24 protein-coding genes and 1 tRNA gene are annotated in these 25,392 nt (G+C 57.0%); 6 read left to right on the top strand and 19 right to left on the bottom strand.

Going from position 1 to position 25,392, the window contains the following annotated elements:
- Nucleotides 1-78: 78 nt before the first annotated feature.
- On the bottom strand, nucleotides 79-999 hold the full coding sequence (gene lpxP / locus CRO23_RS02300) for a kdo(2)-lipid IV(A) palmitoleoyltransferase (protein WP_016930250.1): 921 nt from the start codon (nucleotides 997-999) through the stop codon (nucleotides 79-81).
- A 301-nt stretch (nucleotides 1,000-1,300) separates the two neighbouring features.
- The gene (gene lpxO, locus CRO23_RS02305; RefSeq protein WP_004936848.1) at nucleotides 1,301-2,206 is read right to left on the bottom strand and encodes a lipid A hydroxylase LpxO; all 906 of its coding nucleotides are present in this window, start codon (nucleotides 2,204-2,206) and stop codon (nucleotides 1,301-1,303) included.
- Nucleotides 2,207-2,454: 248 nt separating this feature from the next.
- On the opposite strand from lpxO, the gene CRO23_RS02310 reads away from it, so the two are divergent.
- Nucleotides 2,455-2,796, top strand: coding sequence for a hypothetical protein (locus CRO23_RS02310; protein WP_016930249.1), 342 nt, complete (start codon nucleotides 2,455-2,457; stop codon nucleotides 2,794-2,796).
- 173 nt (nucleotides 2,797-2,969) lie between these two features.
- On the opposite strand, the gene CRO23_RS02315 is transcribed toward CRO23_RS02310, so the two are convergent.
- The 17 genes from CRO23_RS02315 to acuI form a co-directional block, all read right to left on the bottom strand.
- Nucleotides 2,970-3,317, bottom strand: a complete 348-nt coding sequence (locus tag CRO23_RS02315) for a YkvA family protein (protein ID WP_016930248.1) — start codon at nucleotides 3,315-3,317, stop codon at nucleotides 2,970-2,972.
- Nucleotides 3,318-3,558: 241 nt separating this feature from the next.
- Nucleotides 3,559-3,855, bottom strand: a complete 297-nt coding sequence (fis, locus tag CRO23_RS02320) for a DNA-binding transcriptional regulator Fis (protein ID WP_000462905.1) — start codon at nucleotides 3,853-3,855, stop codon at nucleotides 3,559-3,561.
- Nucleotides 3,837-4,841, bottom strand: coding sequence for a tRNA dihydrouridine synthase DusB (gene dusB / locus CRO23_RS02325; protein WP_004936856.1), 1,005 nt, complete (start codon nucleotides 4,839-4,841; stop codon nucleotides 3,837-3,839). Before dusB ends, fis begins: the two co-directional genes overlap by 19 nt.
- A gap of 392 nt (nucleotides 4,842-5,233) precedes the next feature.
- Nucleotides 5,234-6,115, bottom strand: coding sequence for a 50S ribosomal protein L11 methyltransferase (gene prmA, locus CRO23_RS02330; RefSeq protein WP_016930246.1), 882 nt, complete (start codon nucleotides 6,113-6,115; stop codon nucleotides 5,234-5,236).
- A gap of 11 nt (nucleotides 6,116-6,126) precedes the next feature.
- On the bottom strand, nucleotides 6,127-7,572 hold the full coding sequence (gene panF / locus CRO23_RS02335; RefSeq protein WP_033636180.1) for a sodium/pantothenate symporter: 1,446 nt from the start codon (nucleotides 7,570-7,572) through the stop codon (nucleotides 6,127-6,129).
- A complete protein-coding gene (locus CRO23_RS02340; RefSeq protein ID WP_004936865.1) occupies nucleotides 7,562-7,804 on the bottom strand; it encodes a YhdT family protein in 243 nt (80 codons plus the stop codon). Before CRO23_RS02340 ends, panF begins: the two co-directional genes overlap by 11 nt.
- Before the next feature lie 219 nt (nucleotides 7,805-8,023).
- Nucleotides 8,024-8,100: transfer RNA gene (locus CRO23_RS02345), tRNA-OTHER, on the bottom strand.
- Between the two features lie 196 nt (nucleotides 8,101-8,296).
- Nucleotides 8,297-9,502 carry an MDR family MFS transporter gene (locus CRO23_RS02350; RefSeq protein WP_016930245.1) on the bottom strand — a complete coding sequence of 402 codons (1,206 nt, stop codon included), beginning with the start codon at nucleotides 9,500-9,502 and terminating at the stop codon, nucleotides 8,297-8,299.
- 47 nt (nucleotides 9,503-9,549) lie between these two features.
- A complete protein-coding gene (locus tag CRO23_RS02355) occupies nucleotides 9,550-11,781 on the bottom strand; it encodes a cell envelope integrity protein TolA (RefSeq protein ID WP_097101324.1) in 2,232 nt (743 codons plus the stop codon).
- Nucleotides 11,781-12,734 carry a lactate/malate family dehydrogenase gene (locus CRO23_RS02360; protein WP_049299916.1) on the bottom strand — a complete coding sequence of 318 codons (954 nt, stop codon included), beginning with the start codon at nucleotides 12,732-12,734 and terminating at the stop codon, nucleotides 11,781-11,783. Before CRO23_RS02360 ends, CRO23_RS02355 begins: the two co-directional genes overlap by 1 nt.
- Before the next feature lie 25 nt (nucleotides 12,735-12,759).
- Nucleotides 12,760-14,037, bottom strand: coding sequence for a cupin domain-containing protein (locus tag CRO23_RS02365; protein WP_228988441.1), 1,278 nt, complete (start codon nucleotides 14,035-14,037; stop codon nucleotides 12,760-12,762).
- Between the two features lie 208 nt (nucleotides 14,038-14,245).
- Complete coding sequence (accC, locus tag CRO23_RS02370) at nucleotides 14,246-15,595, bottom strand: acetyl-CoA carboxylase biotin carboxylase subunit (protein WP_004936886.1); 1,350 nt, start codon at nucleotides 15,593-15,595, stop codon at nucleotides 14,246-14,248.
- A gap of 12 nt (nucleotides 15,596-15,607) precedes the next feature.
- Nucleotides 15,608-16,075, bottom strand: coding sequence for an acetyl-CoA carboxylase biotin carboxyl carrier protein (gene accB / locus CRO23_RS02375; RefSeq protein ID WP_004936889.1), 468 nt, complete (start codon nucleotides 16,073-16,075; stop codon nucleotides 15,608-15,610).
- 32 nt (nucleotides 16,076-16,107) lie between these two features.
- On the bottom strand, nucleotides 16,108-16,560 hold the full coding sequence (gene aroQ / locus CRO23_RS02380; RefSeq protein ID WP_004936891.1) for a type II 3-dehydroquinate dehydratase: 453 nt from the start codon (nucleotides 16,558-16,560) through the stop codon (nucleotides 16,108-16,110).
- Between the two features lie 287 nt (nucleotides 16,561-16,847).
- The gene (gene msrQ / locus CRO23_RS02385) at nucleotides 16,848-17,447 is read right to left on the bottom strand and encodes a protein-methionine-sulfoxide reductase heme-binding subunit MsrQ (RefSeq protein ID WP_097101326.1); all 600 of its coding nucleotides are present in this window, start codon (nucleotides 17,445-17,447) and stop codon (nucleotides 16,848-16,850) included.
- Entirely contained in the window at nucleotides 17,448-18,449 is a 1,002-nt protein-coding gene (gene msrP, locus CRO23_RS02390) for a protein-methionine-sulfoxide reductase catalytic subunit MsrP (protein WP_097101328.1), read from the bottom strand.
- 160 nt (nucleotides 18,450-18,609) lie between these two features.
- Nucleotides 18,610-19,587 (bottom strand): acrylyl-CoA reductase (NADPH), encoded by a 978-nt coding sequence (gene acuI, locus CRO23_RS02395; protein WP_016930239.1) that lies wholly within the window; start codon nucleotides 19,585-19,587, stop codon nucleotides 18,610-18,612.
- Between the two features lie 203 nt (nucleotides 19,588-19,790).
- Between acuI and csrD the strand changes: the two genes are divergently transcribed.
- The 5 genes from csrD (at nucleotide 19,791) to CRO23_RS02420 (ending at nucleotide 25,381) form a co-directional block, all read left to right on the top strand.
- Complete coding sequence (gene csrD / locus CRO23_RS02400; protein WP_016930238.1) at nucleotides 19,791-21,725, top strand: RNase E specificity factor CsrD; 1,935 nt, start codon at nucleotides 19,791-19,793, stop codon at nucleotides 21,723-21,725.
- A gap of 412 nt (nucleotides 21,726-22,137) precedes the next feature.
- Complete coding sequence (gene mreB, locus CRO23_RS02405) at nucleotides 22,138-23,181, top strand: rod shape-determining protein MreB (protein ID WP_003855260.1); 1,044 nt, start codon at nucleotides 22,138-22,140, stop codon at nucleotides 23,179-23,181.
- Between the two features lie 94 nt (nucleotides 23,182-23,275).
- Nucleotides 23,276-24,301 (top strand): rod shape-determining protein MreC, encoded by a 1,026-nt coding sequence (mreC, locus tag CRO23_RS02410; RefSeq protein WP_028127540.1) that lies wholly within the window; start codon nucleotides 23,276-23,278, stop codon nucleotides 24,299-24,301.
- Entirely contained in the window at nucleotides 24,298-24,786 is a 489-nt protein-coding gene (gene mreD, locus CRO23_RS02415; protein WP_004936918.1) for a rod shape-determining protein MreD, read from the top strand. Before mreC ends, mreD begins: the two co-directional genes overlap by 4 nt.
- Before the next feature lie 10 nt (nucleotides 24,787-24,796).
- Nucleotides 24,797-25,381, top strand: a complete 585-nt coding sequence (locus CRO23_RS02420) for a Maf family protein (protein ID WP_004936921.1) — start codon at nucleotides 24,797-24,799, stop codon at nucleotides 25,379-25,381.
- Nucleotides 25,382-25,392 lie beyond the last annotated feature (11 nt).

Below are 25,392 nucleotides of genomic sequence, written 5' to 3' on the forward strand. Positions count from 1 at the left end.
AAGCGGGATTTTGAGCCGCAGATTTTTTAAACGCGGCGCACAAAAAAGCCCGGCGTCGGCCGGGCTGGAAAATGGGGCTCAGTACAGCGAGGGCGCACCAGCCGGTCGGGTTTTGAAGCGGCGGTGCAGCCACATGTATTGCTCCGGCGCCCGCATGATCTCTTTCTCGATCACTTTGTTCATGTAAGCCGCCGCCGCCTGTTCGTCGCTGAGCGGGTAGTCTTCCAGGGCCGGCTGGATCAGCAGGTCGTAGCCGCGGCCGCCTTCGCGGCGGATCAGCACCACCGGCACCAGCGCCGGGTTGGCCATGCGTGCCAGCATGAAGGTGCCGCTGGTGGTGGCGGCCTGATCGACGGCGAACAGCGGCGCGAATACGCTGCCGCGCGGGCCATAGTCCTGATCCGGCGCGAACCATACCGCCTCGCCGCGCTTGAGCGCGTGCACCATGCCGCGCAGATCCTTGCGGTCGATCATCGCCTTGTTGGAACGCATGCGGCCTTTGGTCTGCGCCCACTCCATCGCTTTATTGTTGTGCGGACGGTACATCGCCATCATCGGCTGGCACAGGCCCATAGCCCGGCCGCCCAGCTCCAGCGACATGAAGTGCACGCCGATCACCAGCACGCCGCGATCGTCGCGCTGCGCCATTTTGAGGTGGTTGATGCCGGAGACGTTGAACCAGCGTTTGACGCGTTTATCCGACCAGAACCAGGCCATGCCGGTTTCCAACAGGCCCATGCCGAGCGATTCGAAGTTGCCCACCACCTTGCGCTCGCGCTGCGCTTCGTCCATCTCGGGGAAGCACAGCTCGAGGTTGCGACGGGTGATGGTGACGCGGCGTTTGAGAAATCGCATCGAGGTGCGCCCCATCCACACTCCCAGCCGATTGAGCAACGGGTAGGGGAGTTGGACCAGCAGGAACAGCAGGGCGAGGCCGAACCAGGTTAACCAGTAGCGCGGGTGCAGCAAGGCCAGTTGAAATGCTTTGGCTGATTTCATAGAAACTCTTTTTATACGTTAAAAGGGGCAGCAAGCTGTAACGCATAAAGGTTCCACTCGATAGCGATACGACTACTCAGACACCCAGGTACGGCCAGGGTTTAGTCGGAATTCCATAATTGACTAAACATTTACATTCGAAGGGCGGTTTGCGCTGCTATCAGGCTTCGGAGGGATAGCTGTTGGCCAGCGGAGGCGGCTCTAGGAATGCGTATGTTAACACAGGGTACGGGGTACAGAGGAAGAGAGGCATGCGAATATTCTCATTCGCGTTGCCTCTGGATTGACGATTGGCGGCGGTTTACAGACTGGGGAGGATGATGGCGGCGAAAATGGCGGCGATCACCAGCCACTTCAGCAGGTAGTAACCGCGGCGATTACGCGCCTTCAGGCGCTGGCCGGCGTCGCGCACCGCGTTGACGTATTTGAAGATGCGGTTGATGCCGCCGGTGCGGTCCTGATCGTCATTCGGCGAACTGGCCGCCGACATCAGCGTAGCGCCGACCCAGTGGTTGACCGCTTGCGCCCAGCGCCATTTCATGGGCCGCTCGACGTCGCAAAACAGAATGATGCGCGTCTGATCGGTGGCGTTCTGCGCCCAGTGCACGTAGGTTTCATCGAAGATCACCGCTTGGCCGTCGCGCCAGCTGTGCTGCTCGCCGTCCACCTCGATGAAGCAGCGATCGTCGTTGGGCGTCATCAGCCCCAGGTGATAGCGCACCGAGCCGGCGTAAGGATCGCGGTGTTTACCTAAATGGCTGCCGGGCGGTAGCTCGGCGAACATCGCCGCCTTTACGGATGGGATGCGGTTGAGCAGTTCGACGGTTTTCGGACACAGCGTTTGCGCCGAAGGGTGGCTGTCGCTGTACCACTTCAGATAAAAACGTTTCCAGCCGCGTTTGAAGAAGGTGTTGAATCCGGCGTCGTTGTGCGACTGCGCCTTTTTGATGTGATCCTGCAAGCGCACGGCTTCCTCGCGGATCACCTGCCAGTTGTCGGTCAGCGTCTGCAGCTCCGGGAAGCCTTTTTCGTCGAAATAGGGCTGTTTGGCGGGCAAACGGGAGAAGCCGGTCATAAACATGTTGATCGGCCCCATAAAGGTGGAGTGATCGAACAGTTGGCGGGTAAGCTTTTGTTTCTCTTTGCCGCGGGAGTGTGCGTAGAGGAAGCTGATGATAAAAATGCCGATAATGATCGCGGCAACCATAGAATCCATCCCTGTTGGTGCTTGTTAAAAATTCGTACAAATTATAGTTTTGTGACAGGAAAAATTTAACTTTTTCGTGCGCTTTCCCCGCTCATACTGTTTGGTGGCATAAAAAATCAATAAAACCGTTGGTAATGAAATTTTATATCGATTTTTTTGGTTTTAGTCCTATTCTTAAATCGTTCAAGGGGTGTTTCATGCCATCTTGTGTCATGACGAATGGCACGTATCTGAGAAAAGAGGGACTTATGAAGAAATCAATCATTGCCTTGTCTGCACTGCTGCTCGCTTCCCCGGTGTTCGCTGCTGAAACCGCGACCGACACCGCCGCTCACGCCAGCAACGAGGTCGTCGCTGAGGCGCATAAAGGGGCGGATACCGCCAAAGAAAAGCTGCACCAGTCTCAGGACAAGGGTGAAGAGCTGAAGCTGAAAGCCAAGCACGCCGCTGAAGGCAAGAGCGACAGCGTCGGCAGCAAAGTGAGCGAAGGCTCGCAAAAAGCCTGGCACTCCACCAAACAGGGTACGGAGAAGGCTTGGGACAAGACCAAGCAAGGGGCGGAAAGCCTCAAGAACAAAGCGACCGAGTAAGGTCTCCGCTTTTTACCCCAAGGGCCGCGCCGCGGCCTTTTTTATTGCCCGCAAACCGGGCAGGCCACAAAAGAAAAAGGCGCCGCCTCTTGCAAGAGGGCGCCTTTTCAACACGTTAACGACTGGTATCAGCTAACGCTTTTTACTGGGACATATATGCCTGGTTGTCATGATTATTTTGCATCAAACCAATCAGCCATTTTTTCCTTTGTATCATTTTTTACTTCGTCGTCGATATGCATGCCAACAGAAGCTAAAGCGGTAGCGAGTACACCCAGATCGTCCGTGTATCCCACCACAGGCACGACATCAGGGATCGCATCAATTGGCAATACAAAATACGCCAACGCCCCGTAGATGGCTGTTTTGGCCCACAGTGGGGTATTAGGACGTTGAGCGGCAAAGTAAAGCCAAAGTGCTTTCTCAATCACCTCGCTTCCTGCTTTCTTTGCGTAACGCATGATTTTATTCCAGAAGCTGCTGTCGTCGAAATCTTCTGCTGTAGTATGTTTGTTTTCCAATTTAATTTCCTTTTAAAACAATTAATTATACTAATTATTATTGAGTTTGATTATTGTTCTTTAACTTATTTGAGGATTGGCAAGCATCCTGCTTTGAATGCGGCTGCCAGAATACCATTTGTAAGATGAGCAGCAATGAGATGAGGAAGGATAGTACGCTTGGAAATGAAATTACCCAAAAGAAAAAGGCGCTTATCAAATGAGATAAAGCGCCTTTTATCAACACGTTAACTGACTAGTATCAGTTCATGCCGTATTTTTTCAGCTTCTTGCGCAGCGTGCCGCGGTTGATGCCCATCATCAGGGCTGCGCGGGTCTGGTTGCCACGGGTGTATTGCATCACCATGTCCAACAGTGGCTGTTCAACTTCAGCCAGTACCAGCTCATACAGGTCATTTACGTCTTGACCGTTCAGTTGAGCAAAATAGTTCTTCAGTGCTTGTTTAACCGAGTCACGCAGAGGCTTTTGAGTCACCTGATCTTGTGAGTTAACGGTAGAAACGGTCAGTACGTCAGAATTTACGCGTTGTTCGAACATAGTTCTGTCAGCTCTTTTTTTACGCTAAGATTTTCGAAATATGCCTCCAACGCCTCCAGCTGTTCGCTGGCATCCTCTATGGCGTTGAATGTGCGCCGAAACTGGTCATTCGGAGCGTGTTCCTGGAGATACCAGGACACGTGCTTACGAGCAATCCGGAATCCCTTGCCTTGGCCATAGAAGCCGTGCAATTCCCGAATGTGCCCAATCAACAAGCGCTTCACCTCGCCAAGCGGCAGCGGCGGCAGCAACTCCCCAGTGTCCAGATAATGCTGGATTTCCCGGAAGATCCAGGGTCTCCCCTGAGCAGCGCGGCCTATCATCAGGGCATCGGCCCCGGTGTAGTCAAGCACTGCTCTGGCTTTATGCGGGTCAGTAATATCCCCATTCGCGATAATCGGAATGGAAACACTCTGCTTAACTGCCCGAATGCTGTCGTATTCCGCGTCGCCGTTAAACAGACAGGCGCGGGTTCGGCCGTGAATCGTCAGGGCCTGAATACCACAGTCTTCGGCCAGTTGGGCAATCTCTACACAGTTACGATGCTCTGGCGCCCAGCCGGTGCGAATCTTCAGCGTTACCGGCACATCCACCGCGTCAACCACCGCGTGGAGGATCCGTTTAACCAGATCCGGGTACTGCAACAAAGCGGACCCGGCAAGCTTCCGGTTCACTTTTTTGGCCGGGCATCCCATATTGATGTCGATGATCTGCGCGCCGCTGGCCACGTTGATACGCGCGGCGGCGGCCATATCATCAGGATCGCATCCGGCAATCTGCACGGAGCGGATCCCTGGTTCATCGCTATGCACCATACGCAGACGCGACTTATCCGTCCGCCACACCTCCGGGTTGGAGGAGAGCATTTCGGATACGGCCATCCCAGCACCCATTGCATGACAGAGGGTTCTGAACGGGCGATCTGTAATACCGGCCATCGGGGCCGCAATCAGGCAATTAGTAAGCTGGTGGTGTCCAATGCGCATAGACAAAGAGTGACCATACTGTGTCCGCAAGGGCGCGTATATTACGCATTTTTGCGCCGAGATGAAAGGCCAAACTTTAACCAATTGGCTCGCTATTAGGGCAAAAAATGCGCTGCGCAGTGATTCATAAAAATATTGTATATATTTTACAATGAGTTGAGGAAAAGCGCTTGTTTTGTGTGCGGTAAAATATTCGCCTTTGCACAGGATATTATCTGCATTCGCCCGCTATTTTTGCCGGGATAGCCTGCCTGGAAGGCGCATTGTCAGGGCGATCCATCGTTGAAAGGCGAAAAATTGCATAAAATTTTGTCTTGCCCGTGGCCGATCGCCGGACAAAAAAAATCCACCGGCGAGGGGCCGGTGGATGAGGGAGCAATATACCGTGGCGCTTATTTACGGCGGCCGGTGATACGGCACCACTCTTCGCGCTCGGCGACCGGATCGAGCGTGAACTTCTCTTCGTAGGCTTCCGCTACGCTGCTCGCCTGGCTGGCCAGCACGCCGGACAGCCCCAAATGACCGCCGGCCTTCGGCAGGCAACCGATCAGCGGCGCCAGTTCGCGCAGCGGGCCGGCGAGGATGTTGGCGACCACCACGTCCGCCAGCAGGTCCGCCGGCTGGTCTTTCGGCAGGTACAGCTCCAGACGCTCTGAGACGCCGTTACGCTGCGCGTTGTCGCGGCTGGCCTGAATGGCCTGGGGATCGATGTCGATGCCGATAGCGCGCGCCGCACCCAGCTTCAGCGCGGCGATCGCCAGAATGCCGGAACCGCAGCCGAAGTCGATGACGGTTTTGCCGGCCAGATCGAGGCCGTCCAGCCACTGCAGACACAGCGCGGTGGTCGGGTGGGTGCCGGTGCCGAACGCCAGGCCCGGATCGAGCATCACGTTAACCGCGTCAGGATCCGGCACGTCGCGCCAGCTCGGGCAGATCCACAAGCGCTCGCCGAAGCGCATCGGGTGGAAGTTGTCCATCCACTCGCGCTCCCAGTCCTTGTCTTCCAGCTGTTCTATCTTGTGGCGGAAACCGGCGCCCAGCAGCGGGTGCTGCTCCAGCATCGCCACCACCTCGGCCATATCGGTTTCCGCGTCGTACAAGCCGATCACATCGGTGTCGCCCCACAGCAGGGTTTCACCCGGCAGCGGCTCGAACACCGGGTTGTCGTGGGTGTCCTGGAAGGTCACCGACACGGCGCCGCTTTCCACCAGCGCGTCGCTCAGGTCTTCCGCCTGGCTGCCGGTGGTGTTCAGTTTGAGTTGGATCCAAGGCATAGCAATTCTCTTCAAGAGGGTAATGACGACGCCGTCCGGCGCTTTTCGCCGACGACGTTACCGAGATAAAACGCCAACAGGCTGAGCAACAGCGAAGGCACGATAGGATGCAGCCCCGCCGGTTGCAGGTTGAAGCTGGCCAATAGCGTATAGCATACCGCACCCGACACCATTGAGCTAAGCGCTCCCTGAGCATTGGCGCGTTCCCAATACAGACCCAGCACCAGCGGCCACAGGAACACCGCCTCCAGCCCGCCGAAAGCCAGCAGGTTGAGCCAGATGATCATCTCCGGCGGGCGCCAGGCCGCCAGCAGCACCAGCAGGCCGAGGATCAGCGTGGTCAGGCTGGAGAAGCGCTTGATCAACCGCTCGTTGTGGATCTGCTGCGGCCGCACGCCCAGGTAGAGATCCTTGATGATGGTGGCGGAGGACTGCAGCAGTTGGGCGTTGATGGTCGACATGATCGCCGCCATCGGCGCCGCCAAAAAGATCCCGGCGGCGTACGGCGGCAACACGGTGATCATCAGCGTCGGGATCACCTGGTCGGGGATCTTGAGATCCGGCAACACCGCGCGGCCGAGCGCGCCGGCCAGGTGCATGCCGAACATCAGCACCGCCACCACCACGGTGCCGAGCAGAATGCCGCGATGCACCGCCTTGCTGTCCTTGTAGGAGATGCAGCGCACGGCGGTGTGCGGCAGGCCGATCACCCCGAAGCACACCAGGATCCAGAATGACGCCATAAACGGCAGACTGAGGATCTGATCGCCGCCCTGCGGCGACACCAGCGCCGGATCGATCTGCTGCAGTTTGCTCACAGCGCTGTCCAGTCCGCCGGCGGCATGGATCACCGCCACCAGCAGCAGCACGGTGCCGAGCAGCATCACCAGCCCCTGCATGGCGTCGTTCAGCACGCTGGCGCGGAAGCCGCCGAAGGCGGTGTACAGCGCGATGCTGATGCCGAAGATCAACAGGCCGGTGTCGTAAGGAATGCCGGCGGCGGTCTCCAGCAGGCGTGCGCCGCCGATGAACTGCACCGTCATGGCGCCGAGGAACGCCACCAGCAGGCTGAGGCTGGCCAGCCACACCAGCAGGCGGCTTTGGTAGCGACCATACAGCATGTCATTGAGAGTAATGGCGTTGTAGCGCCGCGCCAGGATGGCGAATTTCTTGCCCAGCACGCCGAGCGACAGCCACACCGCCGGCAGTTGGATCATCGCCAGCAGCACCCAGCCCAGGCCATATTTGTAGGCGGCGCCAGGCCCACCGATAAACGAACTGGCGCTGATGTAGGTGGCGGTCAGGGTCATCGCCAGCACAAAGCCGCCCATCGAGCGGTTGCCGAGGAAATATTCGCTGAGGAAGTTTCCGTTCTGGCGGCGCCGATAGGCGTACACCGACAGGCCGAACACCAGCAACAAGTAGGCGACCAGCGGCAGGATCACTTCAGTTTGCATCGCGGTCCTCCAGCGAAATGTCGCGGAACACCGTGCGCACCATCAGCCAGCACAGGCCGATGAACAGCAGCGGCACCAGCAGGCAGGCCATTTCGAACCAGTGCGGCAGGCCGGTGACGCCGATGGCGCTGTCCGGCAGGTAGGCCGCCAGCCCCCAGGCCAGCAGGTAGAGCAGCGTCAGCCCCAGCGCCCAGCGCGCTTCGCGGTGCGCCTGAATAAAGCGTTTGTCCATCAGTGTCCCCCATAGGTTTACGATGATGGCTTGTGACAAGAACAGATGAAGGAACAGGATTGTACGGAATGTGCGGCGTTTGGCTAATAAATTATTCACCTTTCCGGTGAACGCAACGGGGCGATGGAAAGAAAAGAGAGGGGTAAATATATAAATTTTTTCCGGTTTATTTCGATGAGAAAATAATTAAAGAGAATGGGAAAGGAATGGGTTTTATATTGGTTGGCGCAACCGGAATCGAACCAGGTGACCTCTGTGAAGTATGACACAGCGCTCTACCACTGAGCTACACGCCTGCAATAAACAAATTTATAACATCTCCTAATCATTCATGTAAATAGATTTCTTTTATTTTTTGGCATTAAATAAATCGTTCGATTAAATAATAACCTGCATATCCTTCGCTATTTATTTACTGTGATTAATATCACGATAAAGCCGCCCCGTTAATGTGCTTAAACAAGGGCGGCGTTAATTAGCGGATTAACAATGTCACACGGTTATCGTTCTTTTCTCAGATATTCTTTCTGAAATAGTATAAAGAACGATGACGCCGATGCATAAAAAGAACATCACGGCATACAGGGCGCCACCGCCACCTTGTTTTAACAGCAAACCGCCGACAAAAGGGGCGAGCGCCAGGCCAAATTCGTAAAACGTGGCGGCACCGAAGTAAGCCCCTTTTAGGTTAGCCGGCGCCATACGATCAATTTGTATATTGAGCGTAGGGAACAGGATGACTTCACCGAGGCTGAGCAGGAACATGGCGACCAACCACAGCCCCCAGCTTTCACTGGAAACCAGCAGGAAGACAATTTGTGAAAGCGCGAGAAAGAACACGCCCAGGCTGGTTTTCAGTGCCAATGACATGCGACGGGTAAAGCGCTCGGTAAAATACTGCAGCGTTATCACCGTGGCTGCATTGATGAATATCAGCACGCTGAGCAGGTATTCGGGGTTGTGCACCTGGCTGATCATGAGGTATTGCGGCAGCGTCACGTCGATCTGCCCGTAGACCAGCATCACCAAAATGTTGGCGACAACCAAAACCTTGAACGCCTGATCGTTCCAGATAATCCGCAAAGAGCCAATGAACGAGAAGGTGGCGTTGCGCGTTTCTTTACCGTGCCCCGCTTTGAATACCGCGAGCACCAGCAGCAAATAGCAAAGGAACGACAATGCGGTGACGAAGAAGGTGGCCTTCTGCGCCGTCAGCCCGAGAGCGACACCCACTAATGGGCCTACGGCTGCGCCCACGTTCATCAGGAAGTAGCGGATGTTCAACGCGCGTTCTCGCTCTTGCCTGTCATGGAGAATATCGCCGATCACCGCTTTGCTGGCGGGTTCGATCAATGAGCGCGAAATGCCATTGAGTAAAATACCGACAAAATACCACGCCGGTGAGTTGGCCAACGCAAGTACGCTAAATGAAATGATAGCGGCAATTGCACCGAGAATAATCAACGTGCGACGGCCATATTTGTCTGAAGCGCCACCGAAGAGATAGCCGAAAGAAATAGACACGATAAGTGATACGCTCATCATGACGCCGATTTCCACCGGAGTCATCGCGTAGTTATTTCTCATGAGAATGGTAATGAATGGCCAAATCATGAAAAAGCAGGCGCGCGTCAAAAACGTCCCGATAAAGATAACCCATATTTCTTTTGGGAAATAAGGGATGAATGTTGACCTCAAGGCGGTTTCTCCTTAAATGTTGCTCGTCGTCTGTTGAACCGAGTGTATTACACCTTTTCCAAACTTTCCTTTTCCCATCGGTTAGCCAGAGTGAGTAACGGCGTCACTCCGGCCTCTCTAATCCTCGCGATGAGATTTTTCCGCTGATCGAAGATAACCGGATGCGGGCTGATGCCTTGAATAATCGCGGCGACAGTCGCCGAGACTGGCGCGCTATGCGCCAGCGTTGGAATCGCCAGAACGTTCATGCAGTATTCAAACATGGAATCGACGGAGTTCAATTTACCCAACATCAAGAACGTCATTTCATCTCCGACGAGGGTAGCGCCAAGGCTGTCGAATATCATTTTGACTTGCGCCACGGGCTTCTCTTTCAGATGGAAACTGAGCAGTGCGCGGAACTGGTCGCGATTCAGACGGCCCTGTTTCATCTCGTCATTCAGCATGGCGAGTGCCTGGCGTACATAATTTTCCTCTTCGTTGAACAGATCTGCCGAAGCGCAGCGGAAATGCTGTTTGAGGAAATACCAGTGAAAGACATATTTGCCGTCGAATTCGAGGCGAACAACGTTGGTGAAGTCTTCCAGATCGTGCCGTTCCGGGTGGAATTCGCTGAGATCGCAACGAATATCGATGCCGGAAGAGGAGGCGATTCGGCGGCAAATGGTGGCGATATCAGCTTCGCCCAATAGCGCTTGCAGCATATGCTGCATGTTGTTACCGCCGGCGGCCAACTCGCAATAGGCGTCTTTGCCTGGCGTCAGGTATTTGATTCGGCTGTCGCGTGCATTGAGTGATGAGGCAATCTCAGCCCACTGGTTATGTACTTCCTGGCTTCTGATCGTTTCCAAACGAGGGTTTTTTTCATAGAACGCGATGACGCGCGGATCGACAGCCAGGCCGCTGCGTTTGAGTATTCCGGCGTCAAGCTGCGCGCTTGCTTGGTTTTTCACCAGGACATTGATGAAGTTGCGCAGCGAACTCTCCCCGCAATCTGAGAACGAGACGTCAGAATCCGGCGCGGGGCGGCAGGTTTTGGTGATGCACAGCGGCGGAAAATAGCGGCCGTACACTTCGCGATCGTAGTAGTCATGGCAGCGATCGGGGAAGTGCGTCTCGCCCGTCGCCGTTTCGCCGAACAGCTCCCCGCTCAGCTCCCGCAGTTGCTGCATGTAGGCGGTCAACTTGCCGAAGTTACCCTTGCATTTCAGCCACAGCGCCGCGTTGAGCAAATGAAACACCTCTCTGTCGTGCCCGGCGGTGCGGCTGGCCGCGATCAGTAAACGACATAAATTGTGCAACTCGGCCAGCAAGCTGTCGCGATCTGCACAGTGGATACCGACGTAATCCTGCACACGTCGCGGCAGATAGCGGTGATACTTGTTGAAAGGCAGATGCAATGCAATGAAGTCGGCGCTGAATCCCTCAGTTTGCAGCCGTGCGACGGTGCTTTCGGTAAAACTTTCCGCCAGCATGCTGGCGCGCAAGGTGGCTTCATCTTTTTGCTGGCGGGCATGTTCGACGGCGGCCTGCGCGTTTTGCCAGGCGGGGAACAGGCCGGCTTGATGCACGGCTTCTTGCTGCGCCGCATTCACGCGTGCTTCCAGCTCGGTGATTTCGGCATTGAGCGCCAACAGTTGCGCCTCTTTATTTTCCGCAGCGCTCTTGCCCAGCGCTTTTTTACCGGCTTTTAGCGCGGCGATCGCGGTTCGAAGTGGCGGGATCCGTGACGGCTGCGCTTTGGCGGCATTTTCCGCCTGTTGCAGGATCTGGTTCAGCGCTTTTTCTTGCGCTTTCAAATGGGCGCCGAGGGAGAGCGCTTCGCGTTCTGCGGCCGCGATCTGCGCTTTTGTGTCCTCGAACTGTTGCAGCACGCTGTCGCAAAGCCGGCGTATTTGCACAGAAAGCCGATGTTGCTGCTCAATGGCAGCGTGAAAGTCCGTTTCATCTCGTACATGCTGATATAACGAGGCGATATCATTGTCGGTGAAACGCTGGCTGCTCATGAAAGCCACCAGCCGTGCAAGGGTAGAGGGGGAAAACCAGGTGAACGGGTTCTTCACCTCTTTGCTTACGTCAAACTCGACCAGGTCAGTACGGTAGAACAACGCGCGCGCCACCTGGCCGATCGGGTGATCGGCGCCAAGAAAACGGTAATACTTTTCCGCGAGTTCGTTGTTGCACCAGAGCACCCCGTACAGTGGCGAAAGAAAACGATACTCAGGGCGTAACGGCATGTAGAGATCGCGGAAAGTCTGTCTGGTTTGATCGGTCGTCATCAGCTAAAACCTTGGATGATGTTTTTTAACTTGAGCGCCGCCTGGTGGATTTGTTGTTGTTCATCCTGATTGGGCATCAGCGACAGCGGCGTAAAGACGTCGTCGCGCAGAGCCAGCGGCCAGGACATGAACACGCCCAGTTCCGGCAGCCAGACCGAACCGCAGCAGGGGGTTTCGTCCCGTTGGATGATGCGCTCAAGCAAGATAAGAATGGAGGCGGACGGGCCATATTTAGGAGGGCGCCGCATTTTGTGAAATATGTCCAACCCTTGATTGCGGGTATCGGTGACGATTTGCGCCAGCGCCTGTGCCGAAAGTACCTGGTTCAGCGGTCCCTCGTCGGTTGTTACCTGGCTGAGCAAGGGCACCAACCCGGCGCCGTGCTCGCCGCAGACTGTCAGGCTACGCGTGTCGATGCGCTGCATGTCGATCCCGGAAATGCGGCAGATGCTTTTCAGCAGCCTGGCGGTATTGTGCGCGGCGCCGATACCTATCACCCGGCAGCGAGAGTCGAGCAGGATTTTATCGATGTAATAGCTGATGCTATCCACCGGATTGACCGCATTGATGATGTGACAGCCGGGAGCAATGAAGGGTTTGGCTCGGCTAAAAATGGCCTCGCTGAGCCGTACGTGATCGTCCAGCAACGCCTGGCGGTCATGCATCGGAAAGGTTGAAGGCACGCCATAGCAACAGAGGATCACGCCAGCCCCCTCGATGTGGCGGTAGTCATCCGTCACAACAATCTTGGGTAAAGACGTTCGGTTATGGCGTGAGAAGAGCGCTTCCGCCAGCAGGCCATCAAGAATATCTTCGCAAACGGCTGAATACTTTTCGGTATTTCGGCAGATGATCACGACTTCATTGACGCTGCCACGTCGCTCGGTCGTACTTAACAGCGCGTTTAGCGTCTCTTGCCCAATGCCGCCGAATCCCAATAAAACAATTTTCATGACCGCTCCTGATGACCTGCCCGGCTTATGCTTCGATCAGTTCGGCCAGTCTTGCATACTGCTTCTCAACCATGCTCCACCCTTTATCGAGTACGGCTTTGACACGCTGGAATTGTTCTTCGGTCATCCCCTTGAAGAACGCTTTATCCACTTCCTGATGATCGCCATCGAATTCGGAGTGATCCTCGAAATGGTTCTGTTTGCTCGGATCGAACACGTGTTTGATGTTGTTATAGAAAACGAAAGCCGAACCTTCGATGACAAAGTGCACCAGGATAGCCTGTTCCAGATTATCCAGCGTGATCATCTGGTGGTTGAACCAGATGCACAGTGCTTCAAAGATCGCGTCTTCGCGAACTTGGAGGTTATCGCGGCTGTTGCGCAGCACTTCGTCATGGCCGAATTCTTCTTTCAGATGCTCACTGAAGAAACGTGAGAAGCGAACGTCTTCACACAGTGCGCTACGCAGCAGCACCATTTTTTGGAACTGATCGGACAGGATCTGCAGGTAGTCCAGGAACAAGGATTTTTTCGCCTCGGAGAACGTTTTATCCTTGGCGAATGCGGTAAAGATCTTGTTGTCCTGGTAGCGCTCGATGTAGCGGGCGTTATGCGCTTTAAGCTGATGGTAGTAAGCGTAGGGATCTTGATCGAAAGTCACCAGCGGCTTGCTTGGATCTTCATAGAGCCCGCGCTCCTCAAACTGGATTGACAGCCCCCAGTAGCCGTTGTCGCCCGCGCCGATGAAGCCGTGATCCGCGCCTGGCGGAATGCAGATGACATCGCCTGGAACGGCCCGGCGGTCAACGCCGTCTCCCAGCAGGATCGCTTCCCCTTCACAAATGATATACAGCGAAGATATTGGATGAACATGCACATCCAGCTTTTCGTTTTTCGCCAGACGCACCCAGCTTACTGCCAGGCGTGCCTGTTCGGGAATAAAGCGGTTCATTTCCTCATTGGCGCGGAAATTCTTCACTTCGCCCAAAAGCTTCTCAATCCCGTTTTCCTTAATGCTTTTTATGGTTTCCATGTCAGCACGGTGGTACTGGGAAAACACGGGCTTACGGTCGTATTCAGTTACATGGCTCATTAAGACATACTCATCTAAGTCAATAAAAAGGATAAATAAAAAGAGAAAAAGAGCGCGCTGCATTCGATCGACGGCGACAATAGCACGGGCTATCACCGAGCGGATGTGATCGGGGTCAAGCTTTGTAATTAATACGTTAATTTTGTTAAAGCTTATGGCGTGTAAAAATGCGAGGAGTTGAGTTTTTTTCTTGCTAATATTTATTTTCAAGCTATGGGTTAAATATTTTTTGTTTAAAAATAATGTGTTATGTTTTTTGTGGCGATGTAGGGGAGGGGCTCGATAAATGTGAAGAGAAAGTTATCTGTGAAGATTTGATTCTATTTTGCGCGATTGAATGAAAAAATCAGGCGGGCGTGAGAAAAGAAAAAGGCCGGTGATTAACCGGCCTTTCGTCAGACGATGCTGCGTGGCTGCCTTAAGTTTCCTGCAGACCCAGCTTCTTCTCCAGATAGTGGATGTTGGTGCCACCGTGCTGGAAGTTTTCGTCGTTCATGATCTTCTGCTGCAGCTCAACGTTGGTTTTGATGCCGTCGATGATCAGTTCAGCCAGGGCGTTTTTCATGCGGGCGATCGCCACGTCACGGTTTTCGCCGAAGGTGATCAGTTTGCCGATCATGGAGTCATAGTACGGCGGTACGGTATAACCGGCGTAGATATGAGATTCCCAACGCACGCCGAAACCGCCTGGCGCGTGGAAGCGGGTGATCTTGCCCGGGCTCGGCAGGAAGGTGTTCGGATCTTCGGCGTTGATGCGGCATTCTACCGCGTGGCCGTGGATCTTCACTTCTTCCTGTTTGATCGACAGCGGCTGACCGGCAGCGATGCGCAGCTGCTCTTTGATCAGATCCACGCCGGTGATCATTTCGGTAACCGGGTGCTCTACCTGAATACGGGTGTTCATTTCGATGAAATAGAACTCGCCGTTTTCATACAGGAACTCGAAGGTGCCCGCACCGCGGTAGCCGATTTCCACGCAGGCTTTCGAGCAGCGCTCGCCGATGTAGCGGCGCATTTCGCTGGTGATGCCCGGTGCCGGCGCTTCTTCGACCACTTTCTGGTGGCGGCGCTGCATGGAGCAGTCGCGCTCGGCCAGATAGATGGCGTTGCCCTGGCCGTCGGCCAATACCTGAATCTCGATGTGACGCGGATTCTCCAGGTATTTTTCCATGTACACCATGTCGTTGTTGAAAGCCGCTTTGGCTTCCGCTTTCGTCATGTTGATGGACTGCTCAAGGTCTTTGTCGCTGCGCACCACGCGCATGCCGCGACCGCCGCCGCCGCCGGAGGCCTTGATGATCACCGGATAACCGATGCGCTTGGCGAAGGCACGGTTTTTATCCATGTCGTCGGTCAGCGGGCCGTCGGAGCCCGGCACGCATGGCACGCCGGCTTTTTTCATGGCGTTGATCGCGGAAACCTTGTCGCCCATCAGGCGGATGGTTTCGGCTTTCGGGCCGATGAAGATGAAACCGGAGCGTTCAACCTGCTCGGCGAAGTCGGCGTTCTCGGACAGGAAGCCGTAGCCAGGGTGGATCGCCACCGCGCCGGTGATTTCCGCCGCCGAGATGATGGCCGGGATGTTCAGGTAGCTTTTTACCGATGGCGCAGGACCGATGCAGACGGTCTCGTCGGCCAGCAGCACGTGTTTCAGATCGCGGTCGGCCGCGGAGTGAACCGCAACGGTCTTGATGCCCAGTTCTTTACAGGCACGCAGGATGCGAAGCGCGATCTCGCCTCGGTTGGCGATAACAATTTTATCAAGCATGGGGGCGCCTCGTTATTCGATGACGACCAGCGGCTCGTCATATTCGACCGGCTGGCCGTTTTCCACCAGGATGGCTTTCACGACGCCGGACTTGTCCGCTTCGATCTGGTTCATCATTTTCATGGCTTCAACGATGCACAGGGTATCGCCGGCGTTCACTTTCTGGCCCACTTCCACGAAGGCTTTCGCGTCCGGGCTTGGGGTGCGGTAGAAGGTGCCTACCATTGGGGAACGAACGACGTGGCCACTCACGGCTGCCGGTGCTGCAGGGGTTTCTGCCGCAGGCGCGGTGGCAACGGCGGTAGCCAGGGCTGGCTGCTGCTGTGCCGGCATCGCATAAGCCTGCTGCATGACGGGATAAGCCTGCGCCGGTGCGGCACGGCTGATGCGAACCGATTCTTCGCCTTCAGAGATTTCCAGTTCAGAAATGCCTGATTCTTCAACCAGTTCGATCAGTTTCTTGATTTTACGAATATCCATGAGTGTGATTCCGTACTCTTTTTGTGGAGCAATTAGTGGGTTTTCGACAGACGGTTAACCGCTGCCTGTAAAGCGAAAGCGTAGCCATCCGCGCCGAGGCCGCAAATCACGCCTACCGCTACGTCTGAGAGATAAGAGTGATGGCGGAAAGGTTCGCGGGCGTGCACGTTGGACAGGTGGATCTCGATGAACGGGATCTGCACCGCCAGCAACGCATCGCGCAACGCCACGCTGGTGTGCGTGAACGCCGCCGGGTTTATCAGAATGAAATCGGTGTTGCCGCGCGCCTGATGGATGCGATCGATCAGCTGATGCTCGGCGTTGGACTGCAGATGGCTCAGGGTAATATCCAATGCGGATGCCTGGTTTTCCAATCCGTTAACAATCTCTGTCAGCGTCGTGCTGCCGTACTTCTCCGGCTCACGCGTCCCCAGCAGATTGAGATTGGGGCCGTTCAGAAGCAAAATGTGAAACTTATCCGCCATTGTGCTGGTATCTCCGGCAATAAAACCATCATCGTAGAAAATAACCCGATGTTACCGATTTGTCACCTGTTAAGGGGCAAATTCACCCTGAGAACAGAAACAAGGTCGGGCATTATAACGATATCGTAGCAATTCGCAGCTAAATACTGGTCTTATCAGCGAAGATATTCAACCCCAAATCGACCAACTCGGGGGGCCGCGACGGGAATATGAGCGCTGGAACACAGAAAAAGTTCCCGACGGCGGCGTGCGTTTTTCTACGGCGATAACGCGTATCGCCGTGGGATTCAGCGCCACCAGGCGCGGAATTTCTTGTAACGCAGGCCCAACAGCGCCACCGCCAACAGCGCGTAAATGAACGGCTGGGGAGAAAAGGTTTTGACCGACCACAGGTAGTGGATGGGGGCGAGGATCGCCGCCAGATAGACGAAGTTGTGCAACGTTTGCCATTTGGCGCCCAGTTTGCGCATCGCCCACAGCGTCGACGTGGCCGCCAGCGCCAGCAGGATCAGCCAGGTGAGGATGCCGAGCGTCAGATAGGGCCGGTTCACCAGTTCGCTGCCCAGCAGGCCGAGATTGCTCAGCCCCAGCTCCAGCGTGGAGTAGCTTATCAGGTGCAGCGTGCCCCAGGCAAAGCACCACAGCCCCACCAGACGGCGACAGCGGATCAGCAGCGGCTGCCGGGCGTAGCGCGCCAGCGGGGCGATAGCCAGCGTGGCCAGCAGCAGTTTCAGCGTCATCCTGCCGGTGAAATGCTGGATGTCCTTGGACGGATCGGCGCTTAACCAGCCTTGATCCACTGCCAGCACCAACCACAAAAAGGGCAAAAACGCCGCCAGATGCAGGGCGGCTTTCAGCCATTTGATATGAACAGGCGTCAGGCGCACTTAGAAATTCTCCCGCAGATCCATGCCGCGATACAGCGACGCTACCTGGTCGGCATAACCGTTGAACAGCAGCGTCGGTTGGCGTTTGACGTCGAGAATGCCGCCGGAGCCGATAAAGCGCTCGGTGGCCTGCGACCAGCGCGGATGATCGACGTGCGGATTCACGTTGGCGTAAAAACCGTACTCGTTCGGCGCGGATTGGTTCCAGGTAGTCGGCGGCTGATCGCGCACCAAACGGATATGCACGATCGACTTGATGCCTTTGAAGCCGTATTTCCACGGCGTGATCAGCCGCAGCGGCGCGCCGTTTTGCGGCGGAAGGGTTTTGCCGTATACGCCGACGGTCAGCAGCGCCAGCGGATGCATCGCCTCGTCCAGCCGCAGCCCTTCGACGTAGGGATATTTCAGGCCGCCGCCGATAAAGCGATCTTTCTGGCCGGGCATCTGCTCCGGATCGTACAGCGTCTGGAAGGCCACATAGCGCGCGTTGCTGTTCGGTTCGGCCAGCTTGATCAGCTTGCCCAGTTCGAAACCGATCCACGGCACCACCATCGACCAGGCCTCGACGCAGCGCATGCGGTAAATGCGCTGTTCCAGCGGGAAACGCTTCATCAGATCGTCGATATCCAGCGTGATCGGTTTCGCCACTTCACCATCGATGCGCACTTTCCAGCCTTCGGTCTTTAGCCCGCCGGCGTTGGCGGCCGGATCGGCTTTGTCGAGGCCGAACTCATAGAAGTTGTTGTAGCCGGTCACCTTGTCTTCCGGCGTCATCGCCAGCTGCGCCTGCCAGGCGGCCGGTTTGCTGAATGCCAGCGCTTTGCCCGGCGGCGCCTTGGGGCGATCGTTGCCCTTGAACCACGACAGCAGGTCCGCCTGCGCGCCGGTAGGCAGCGCCAGCGTAGCGGCGGTGATGCCGAGCGCCTGCAGCACCTTGCGCCGCTGGTGGAAGACGCTCTCCGGCGTGACGTCGGCCTCGGTTAATTTCGGGTGTTTGTTCATGCTTATGTTCTCCGCGACTGATGCCCGCCGTCCGCGAGCGGCTGACGGGTCTTCATGAAATAAGCATGGCGCTAAAGCCGGCCGGAAGCGAGGGGGCGCGGGAAAATATGAAATTTCGCAGAAGCGGGAGAACTCCCCCCGTTGTCGGGGGGGGAGAAGGTCAGCGGATTTTCACCAGGGTGCGGCCGGTGATTTGGTTGTTCAGCAGTGCGGCGGCGGTGGCCGGCGCCTGCTCGAGGGCGATTTCATGCGTGGCCTGCTGATAGAAGCTGTCCGGCAAAATGCCGGCCAGCCGTTCCCAGGCGGTTTGGCGGCGGTGCAGCGGCGTATGCACCGAATCCACGCCCTGCAGGCGCACGTTGCGCAGAATGAACGGCATCACGGTGGTCGGCAGCTGATAACCGCCCGCCAGGCCGCAGGCGGCGACGGTGCCGTTATAGTTCATCTGCGCCAGCACCCGCGCCAGCAGTTTGTCGCCGACGGTGTCCACTGCGCCGGCCCACAGTTGTTTCTCCAGCGGACGCGGCGTTTCGATATAGCCATCGCGCGACATCACCTCTTTGGCGCCGAGCGCTTTCAGGTACTCGGTATTGCTGTCGCGGCCGCTGATGGCGGTCACCCGGTAACCCAGCGCCGCCAGCAGGGCGATGGCGGTGCTGCCCACGCCGCCGCTGGCACCGGTGACCAGGATATCGCCGTCGTCCGGGTGCACGCCGCCTTCCTCCAGCGCCATCACGCACAGCATGGCGGTAAAGCCGGCGGTGCCGATGATCATCGCCTTGCGCTCATCCAGCCCGTTCGGCAGCGGCACCAGCCACTCACCGGAGACGCGCGCCTGCTCGGCCAGGCCGCCCCAGTGGTGTTCGCCCACGCCCCAGCCGGTGAGCACCACGCTTTGCCCCTCTTTGAAGCGATCGTCGCGGCTGTGGCGCACGGTGCCGGCGAAATCGATGCCCGGCACCATCGGGAAGTTGCGCACGATCTTGCCTTTGCCGGTGATCGCCAGCGCATCCTTATAATTTAGGCTGGACCAGTTGATGTCGACGGTGACATCGCCTTCCGGCAACCGATCGCTGCCGATATCTTTGATATGAGCCAGAGTTTGGTCGTCTTGTTGTTCCAATAACAGTGCACGCATGTCACTCTTCCTCTCGTTTACACTTTTCTATCAATGGCTGAATCACATTTATTTGACTATATGCATAATAAGCGGCCCAAGTCCTGATAAAGGACAAAAACGGCGCTTGCAGGTTTTATTCCTCGGCAAGGCTTGTTAGGGTTGGACGGCTCCTTTTAGCAAAAGGGGCACACTCACTTAACCATAGCGGACAAGGCACAGGGATGCGATTTACCACCAAACTCTCTGCATTGATCACTCTGTTGGTCGCGCTGGCGATGTTTTTGATGCTGATGGGATGCTCATACAGCTTCTTTTACGTTACCCAGGATCGCCAGGAGCGCCGCTTTGATTCGCTGGCCACCTCTCTCGATCAAGCCATGTTGCATGAATCGCCGCGCGATCAGGAGAAGTGGTTGCCGATTGTCATGCGCCCGCTCGGCATTGTGTCGATCCGCGTAGAGGCCGGGACCAGCCAACTGCTCGACTATAAATTGCCGACGCTGAAAAAAGAGCCCTGGGATGCGCTGAACGGCTATCGTCAGGTCTCGCGAACTCTGTTGCAGCACCCGGGCAGTACGCTGCACATCACCTACCTCGATCCCTTCGCCAGCGACGTGCGCACGCTGCAATCCACCGCCGCCGTCACGCTGTCGATCGTCGTCATGGTGGTGATTTTGCTGTTCAGCCTGCGCTGGCTGCGTGAGCAGGCCGACGGCGAAGATCGTCTGGAACGCCGCGCGCGGCGCATTCTGAACGGCGAGCGTGAAAACGTCATGCAGGGCGACGTGCGTGAGTGGCCGGCCAACGTCAGCGGCGCGCTCGACCGCCTGCTGGCCGATCTGGCGGAAGCGCGGGAAGAGCGCAGCCGGGTCGATACGCTGATCCGCGCCTTCGCCGCGCAGGACGCCAAAACCGGGCTGAATAATCGCCTGTTCTTCGATAACCAATTGACCACTCAGCTGGAAGATGAAGGCTCGCACGGCATCGTGATGATGGTGCGACTGCCCGATTTCGAGACCCTGCGCGAGACGCACGGCAGCGTGGCGGTGCAAGAGCTGATGTATTCGCTGGTCAACCTGCTGTCTACCTTCGTGATGCGCTACCCGTCGGCGCTGCTGGCACGCTACTTCCACAGCGATTTTACCGTGCTGTTGCCGCATCGAACCCTGAAGGAAGCCGACGGCATCGCTTCACAGCTGGTCAACGCCATCGATGCCTTGCCTTCCACGGCGCTGATCGATCGCGAGGCCTTCCTGCACATCGGCATCGTGGCGTACCGCAGCGGTCAAACCACCGAGCAGGTGATCGACTATGCGGAGCAGGCGACGCGCCACGCTACGCTGCAGGGCGAAAACGGGTGGTATGTGTACGACAGCCAGGTGCCGGAAAAGGGGCGCGGCAGCGTCAAGTGGCGCACGCTGCTGGAACAGGTGCTGGCGCGCGGTGGCCCGCGGCTGTATCAGAAACCGGCGGTGACCGTGGAAGGCGAGGTGCACCATCGTGAGATCATGAGCCGGATCTATGACGGCACCCAGGAATTGCTGCCGGCGGAATATATGCCGCTGGTGCAGCAGCTCGGCTTGGCGGAGAGTTACGATCGCCAACAGGTGAGCCGCATCATTCCCTTGTTGGCGCAGTGGCCCGAGGAAACGCTGGCGTTTCCGCTGTGCGTGGACTCGATTTTGCAGCGCTCTTTCCAGCGCTGGCTGCGCGATACGCTGTTGCAATGCGAAAAAAGCCAACGTCGGCGAATTCTGATTGAACTTGCGGAGGCAGATGTGTGTCAACATATCGACCGTTTGCGTCCGGTGCTGAGGCTGCTGTCAGGGCTGGGCTGCCGTCTCGCGGTGTCCAAAGCGGGTTTAACCGTGGTCAGTACGTCCTATATCAAGTCGCTGCAGGTGGAGATCGTCAAGCTCCACCCGGGGCTGGTGCGGAGCATCGATAAGCGGGACGAAAACCAGCTGTTCGTGCAGAGCCTGACCGGCGCCTGCGCGGGCACGCGCGCTCAGGTGTTCGCCGCCGGCGTACGCACGCGCAACGAATGGCAGACGCTGAAAGAGCGTGGGATCCATGGCGGGCAGGGCGACTTTTTCGCATCGCCGGAACCTATCGACGTGGGGCGTAAAAAATATTCACGTCGTTATCGCGTTTAAGCTGATTGACGGACAAAAATTGACGTAGAATGAGGGCCGGATCCATCTGGGCCTCGTTACCGTCTTTTTGGAGTTTTTTCCAAACTGCCTGCGACAACAACGCCTATTTGAGATAGGCTCTTGTCAGCTTTTATCTGGTTGGCGTTGGTAGGTGCTTACCATCGGCGGCAATCAGGGAATATGTTAGATTTTATGAGCTGTGTTACGCCGTTTCGTGCGTTGACAGGGTGGTAAACTGAGCCTTTGTTCAGGGAATTCAGGCCTCATCCAATTTCCGTGCATTCGAGCAGAAACAATACAGACTATTTTTCACCGAAGTAGAACGTTTTTGCGCCTTGTCGCTGCTTCGTGTGGTTGGTAAAGTAGGCGGATTTTATTTTCCGCCCCCAGCTTGCAGGATTATCCTTTCGTTATGTTTAAGAAATTTCGTGGCATGTTTTCCAACGACTTGTCCATCGACTTGGGTACCGCCAATACCCTGATTTATGTTAAAGGGCAAGGCATCGTACTGAATGAACCTTCGGTGGTTGCCATTCGTCAGGATCGTGCCGGCTCCCCAAAGAGCGTTGCGGCCGTCGGTCATGACGCCAAACAGATGCTGGGCCGCACCCCCGGCAACATCGCGGCTATTCGCCCGATGAAAGACGGCGTGATCGCCGACTTCTTCGTGACCGAAAAAATGCTGCAGCACTTTATCAAACAGGTTCACAGCAACAGCTTCATGCGCCCAAGCCCGCGCGTGCTGGTCTGTGTGCCGGTCGGCGCGACCCAGGTTGAACGCCGCGCGATCCGCGAATCCGCCCAAGGGGCCGGCGCGCGCGAAGTGTTTCTGATTGAAGAGCCGATGGCGGCGGCGATCGGCGCAGGTCTGCCGGTCTCCGAAGCGACAGGCTCCATGGTGGTGGATATCGGTGGCGGTACCACTGAAGTGGCGGTGATCTCGCTGAACGGCGTGGTGTACTCCTCTTCCGTGCGCATCGGCGGCGACCGCTTCGATGAAGCCATCATCAATTATGTGCGCCGCAACTACGGCTCGCTGATCGGCGAAGCCACCGCCGAGCGCATCAAGCACGAAATCGGTTCTGCCTATCCAGGCGACGAAGTGCGCGAAATCGAAGTCCGCGGCCGTAACCTGGCCGAAGGCGTACCGCGCGGCTTTACCCTGAACTCCAATGAAATCCTCGAAGCCCTGCAAGAGCCGCTGACCGGCATCGTCAGCGCGGTGATGGTGGCGCTGGAGCAGTGCCCGCCAGAATTGGCCTCCGACATTTCCGAACGCGGCATGGTATTGACCGGCGGCGGCGCGCTGCTGCGCAACCTCGATCGCCTGCTGATGGAAGAAACCGGCATCCCGGTCGTAGTGGCGGAAGATCCGCTGACCTGCGTGGCGCGCGGCGGCGGCAAGGCGTTGGAAATGATCGACATGCACGGCGGCGATTTGTTCAGCGAAGAATAGTCAGCCCCTGGAAGGAGGAATCGTATCGGATGAATGCGCACAGCGAGAATCGGGTACGGTTCCTCTTTCTGTTGTCGAGGAACTCGCATAATTTATGAAGCCGATTTTTAGCAGGGGGCCTTCCCTGCAACTGCGACTTTTTTTGGCGGTGATTGCGGCCATTGGCCTGATCGTTGCCGACAGCCGGCTCGGCACGTTCGTGAAGATACGCAACTACATGGACACCGCAGTCAGCCCTTTCTATTTTCTGGCCAACGGGCCACGTAAAGTTTTGGACAGCGTGTCAGAGACGCTGGCCACCCGCCAACAGCTGGAGCTGGAAAACCGCGCTCTGCGGCAGGAACTGCTGCTGAAAAACAGCGATATTCTTCTTCTTGGCCAATTCAAGCAGGAAAACGCCCGCTTGCGCGAGCTGCTGGGTTCTCCGCTGCGTCAGGACGAACACAAGATGGTCACCCAGGTGATCTCCACCGGTTCCGATCCGTATAGCGATCAGGTGGTGATCGACAAAGGGTCGGACAACGGCGTCTATGAAGGCCAGCCGGTCATCAGCGACAAGGGCGTGGTCGGTCAGGTGGTGGCGGTGGCGAAAGTCACCAGCCGCGTGCTGCTGATCTGCGACGCCTCGCATGCGCTGCCGATCCAGGTGCTGCGCAACGATATTCGGGTGATCGCCGCAGGCAGCGGCTGCGCCGACGATCTGCAACTGGAGCATCTGCCGAACAACACCGATATCCGCGTTGGCGACGTGCTGGTCACCTCCGGTCTCGGCGGCCGCTTCCCGGAAGGCTATCCGGTGGCGGTGGTCTCCTCGGTCAAGGTCGACAACCAGCGCGCTTACACTGTGATTCAGGCGCGGCCGACCGCCGGTCTGCAGCGCTTGCGTTACCTGTTGCTGCTGTGGGGCGCCGATCGCAACGGCGACATGCCGCTGCCGCCGGACGAAGTGCACCGCGTGGCCAATGAACGCCTGATGCAGATGATGCCGCAGGTGCTGCCGCCTGCCGGTTCCGTCGGGCCGCAACTGCCGGCTCCGGCCACCGGGGTGGCGCCGCAAACCACGGCTCCGGCCTCTGCTCAGCCTCAGGTTCAGCCCGCGGCGGCGGGGGTGGTGCAATGAACAGCTACCGCAGCCACGGGCGCTGGATAATCTGGCTGTCGTTCCTGGTGGCGTTGGTGCTGCAAATCATGCCGTGGCCGGAACAGATCTACATGTTCCGGCCTTCCTGGCTGGTGTTGATCCTGATCTACTGGGTGATGGCCTTGCCGCACCGGGTCAACGTCGGCACCGGCTTCGTGCTGGGGCTGATCATGGATCTGATCCTCGGTTCCACGCTGGGCGTGCGCGCGCTGGCGCTGGGCATCATCGCCTATCTGGTGGCGTTCAAATTCCAACTGTTCCGCAATATGGCGCTGTGGCAACAGGCGCTTATCGTCGTGCTGCTGTCGCTGTCGATGGATGTGGTGGTGTTCTGGGCTGAGTTTTTAGTGATCAACGTCTCTTTCCGCCCAGAGGTGTTCTGGAGTAGTGTGGTAAACGGCATTTTGTGGCCGTGGTTATTCCTGTTGATGCGCAAAATCCGCCGTCAGTTCGCCGTACAGTAAGGGTATATCAATGACTTCGCTTTATCTGGCCTCCGGCTCCCCACGTCGACGTGAACTGCTGACCCTGCTGGGCGTGTCGTTCGACATTCTGCTGACGCATACCGAAGAGCAGCGCCGGGAAGGCGAAGCCGCGGAGGCCTATGTGCGCCGCCTGGCGCAGGACAAGGCCAAAGCGGGCGTGGCGCTGGCGCAGGAAGATCGGCCGGTGCTGGGCGCCGACACCATCGTGGTGCTCAACGGCCGGGTGCTGGAGAAGCCGCGCGACGAAGCCCATGCGGCGGACATGCTGGCGGCCCTGTCCGGCAAGCAGCATCAGGTGATGACGGCAGTGGCGATCGCCGATCGCCACGACGTGCGTTGCCAACTGGTGGTGACCGACGTGACGTTCCGCAGCCTGTCACAACAGGATATCCGCGACTATATTGCTACGGGCGAACCGATGGATAAGGCGGGCGCCTATGGAATTCAAGGAAAGGGTGGTTGTTTCGTCAGAACGATAACCGGGAGTTATCACGCAGTGGTTGGTCTGCCGCTGGTCGAAACACATGAGCTGCTCAGTAATTTTGTCGCATTACGTGATGTAAGAACCGGTTGATGGGCGCTGCC

This window comes from Serratia sp. JKS296 (assembly GCF_900215445.1).
Lineage (GTDB): Bacteria > Pseudomonadota > Gammaproteobacteria > Enterobacterales > Enterobacteriaceae > Serratia > Serratia marcescens.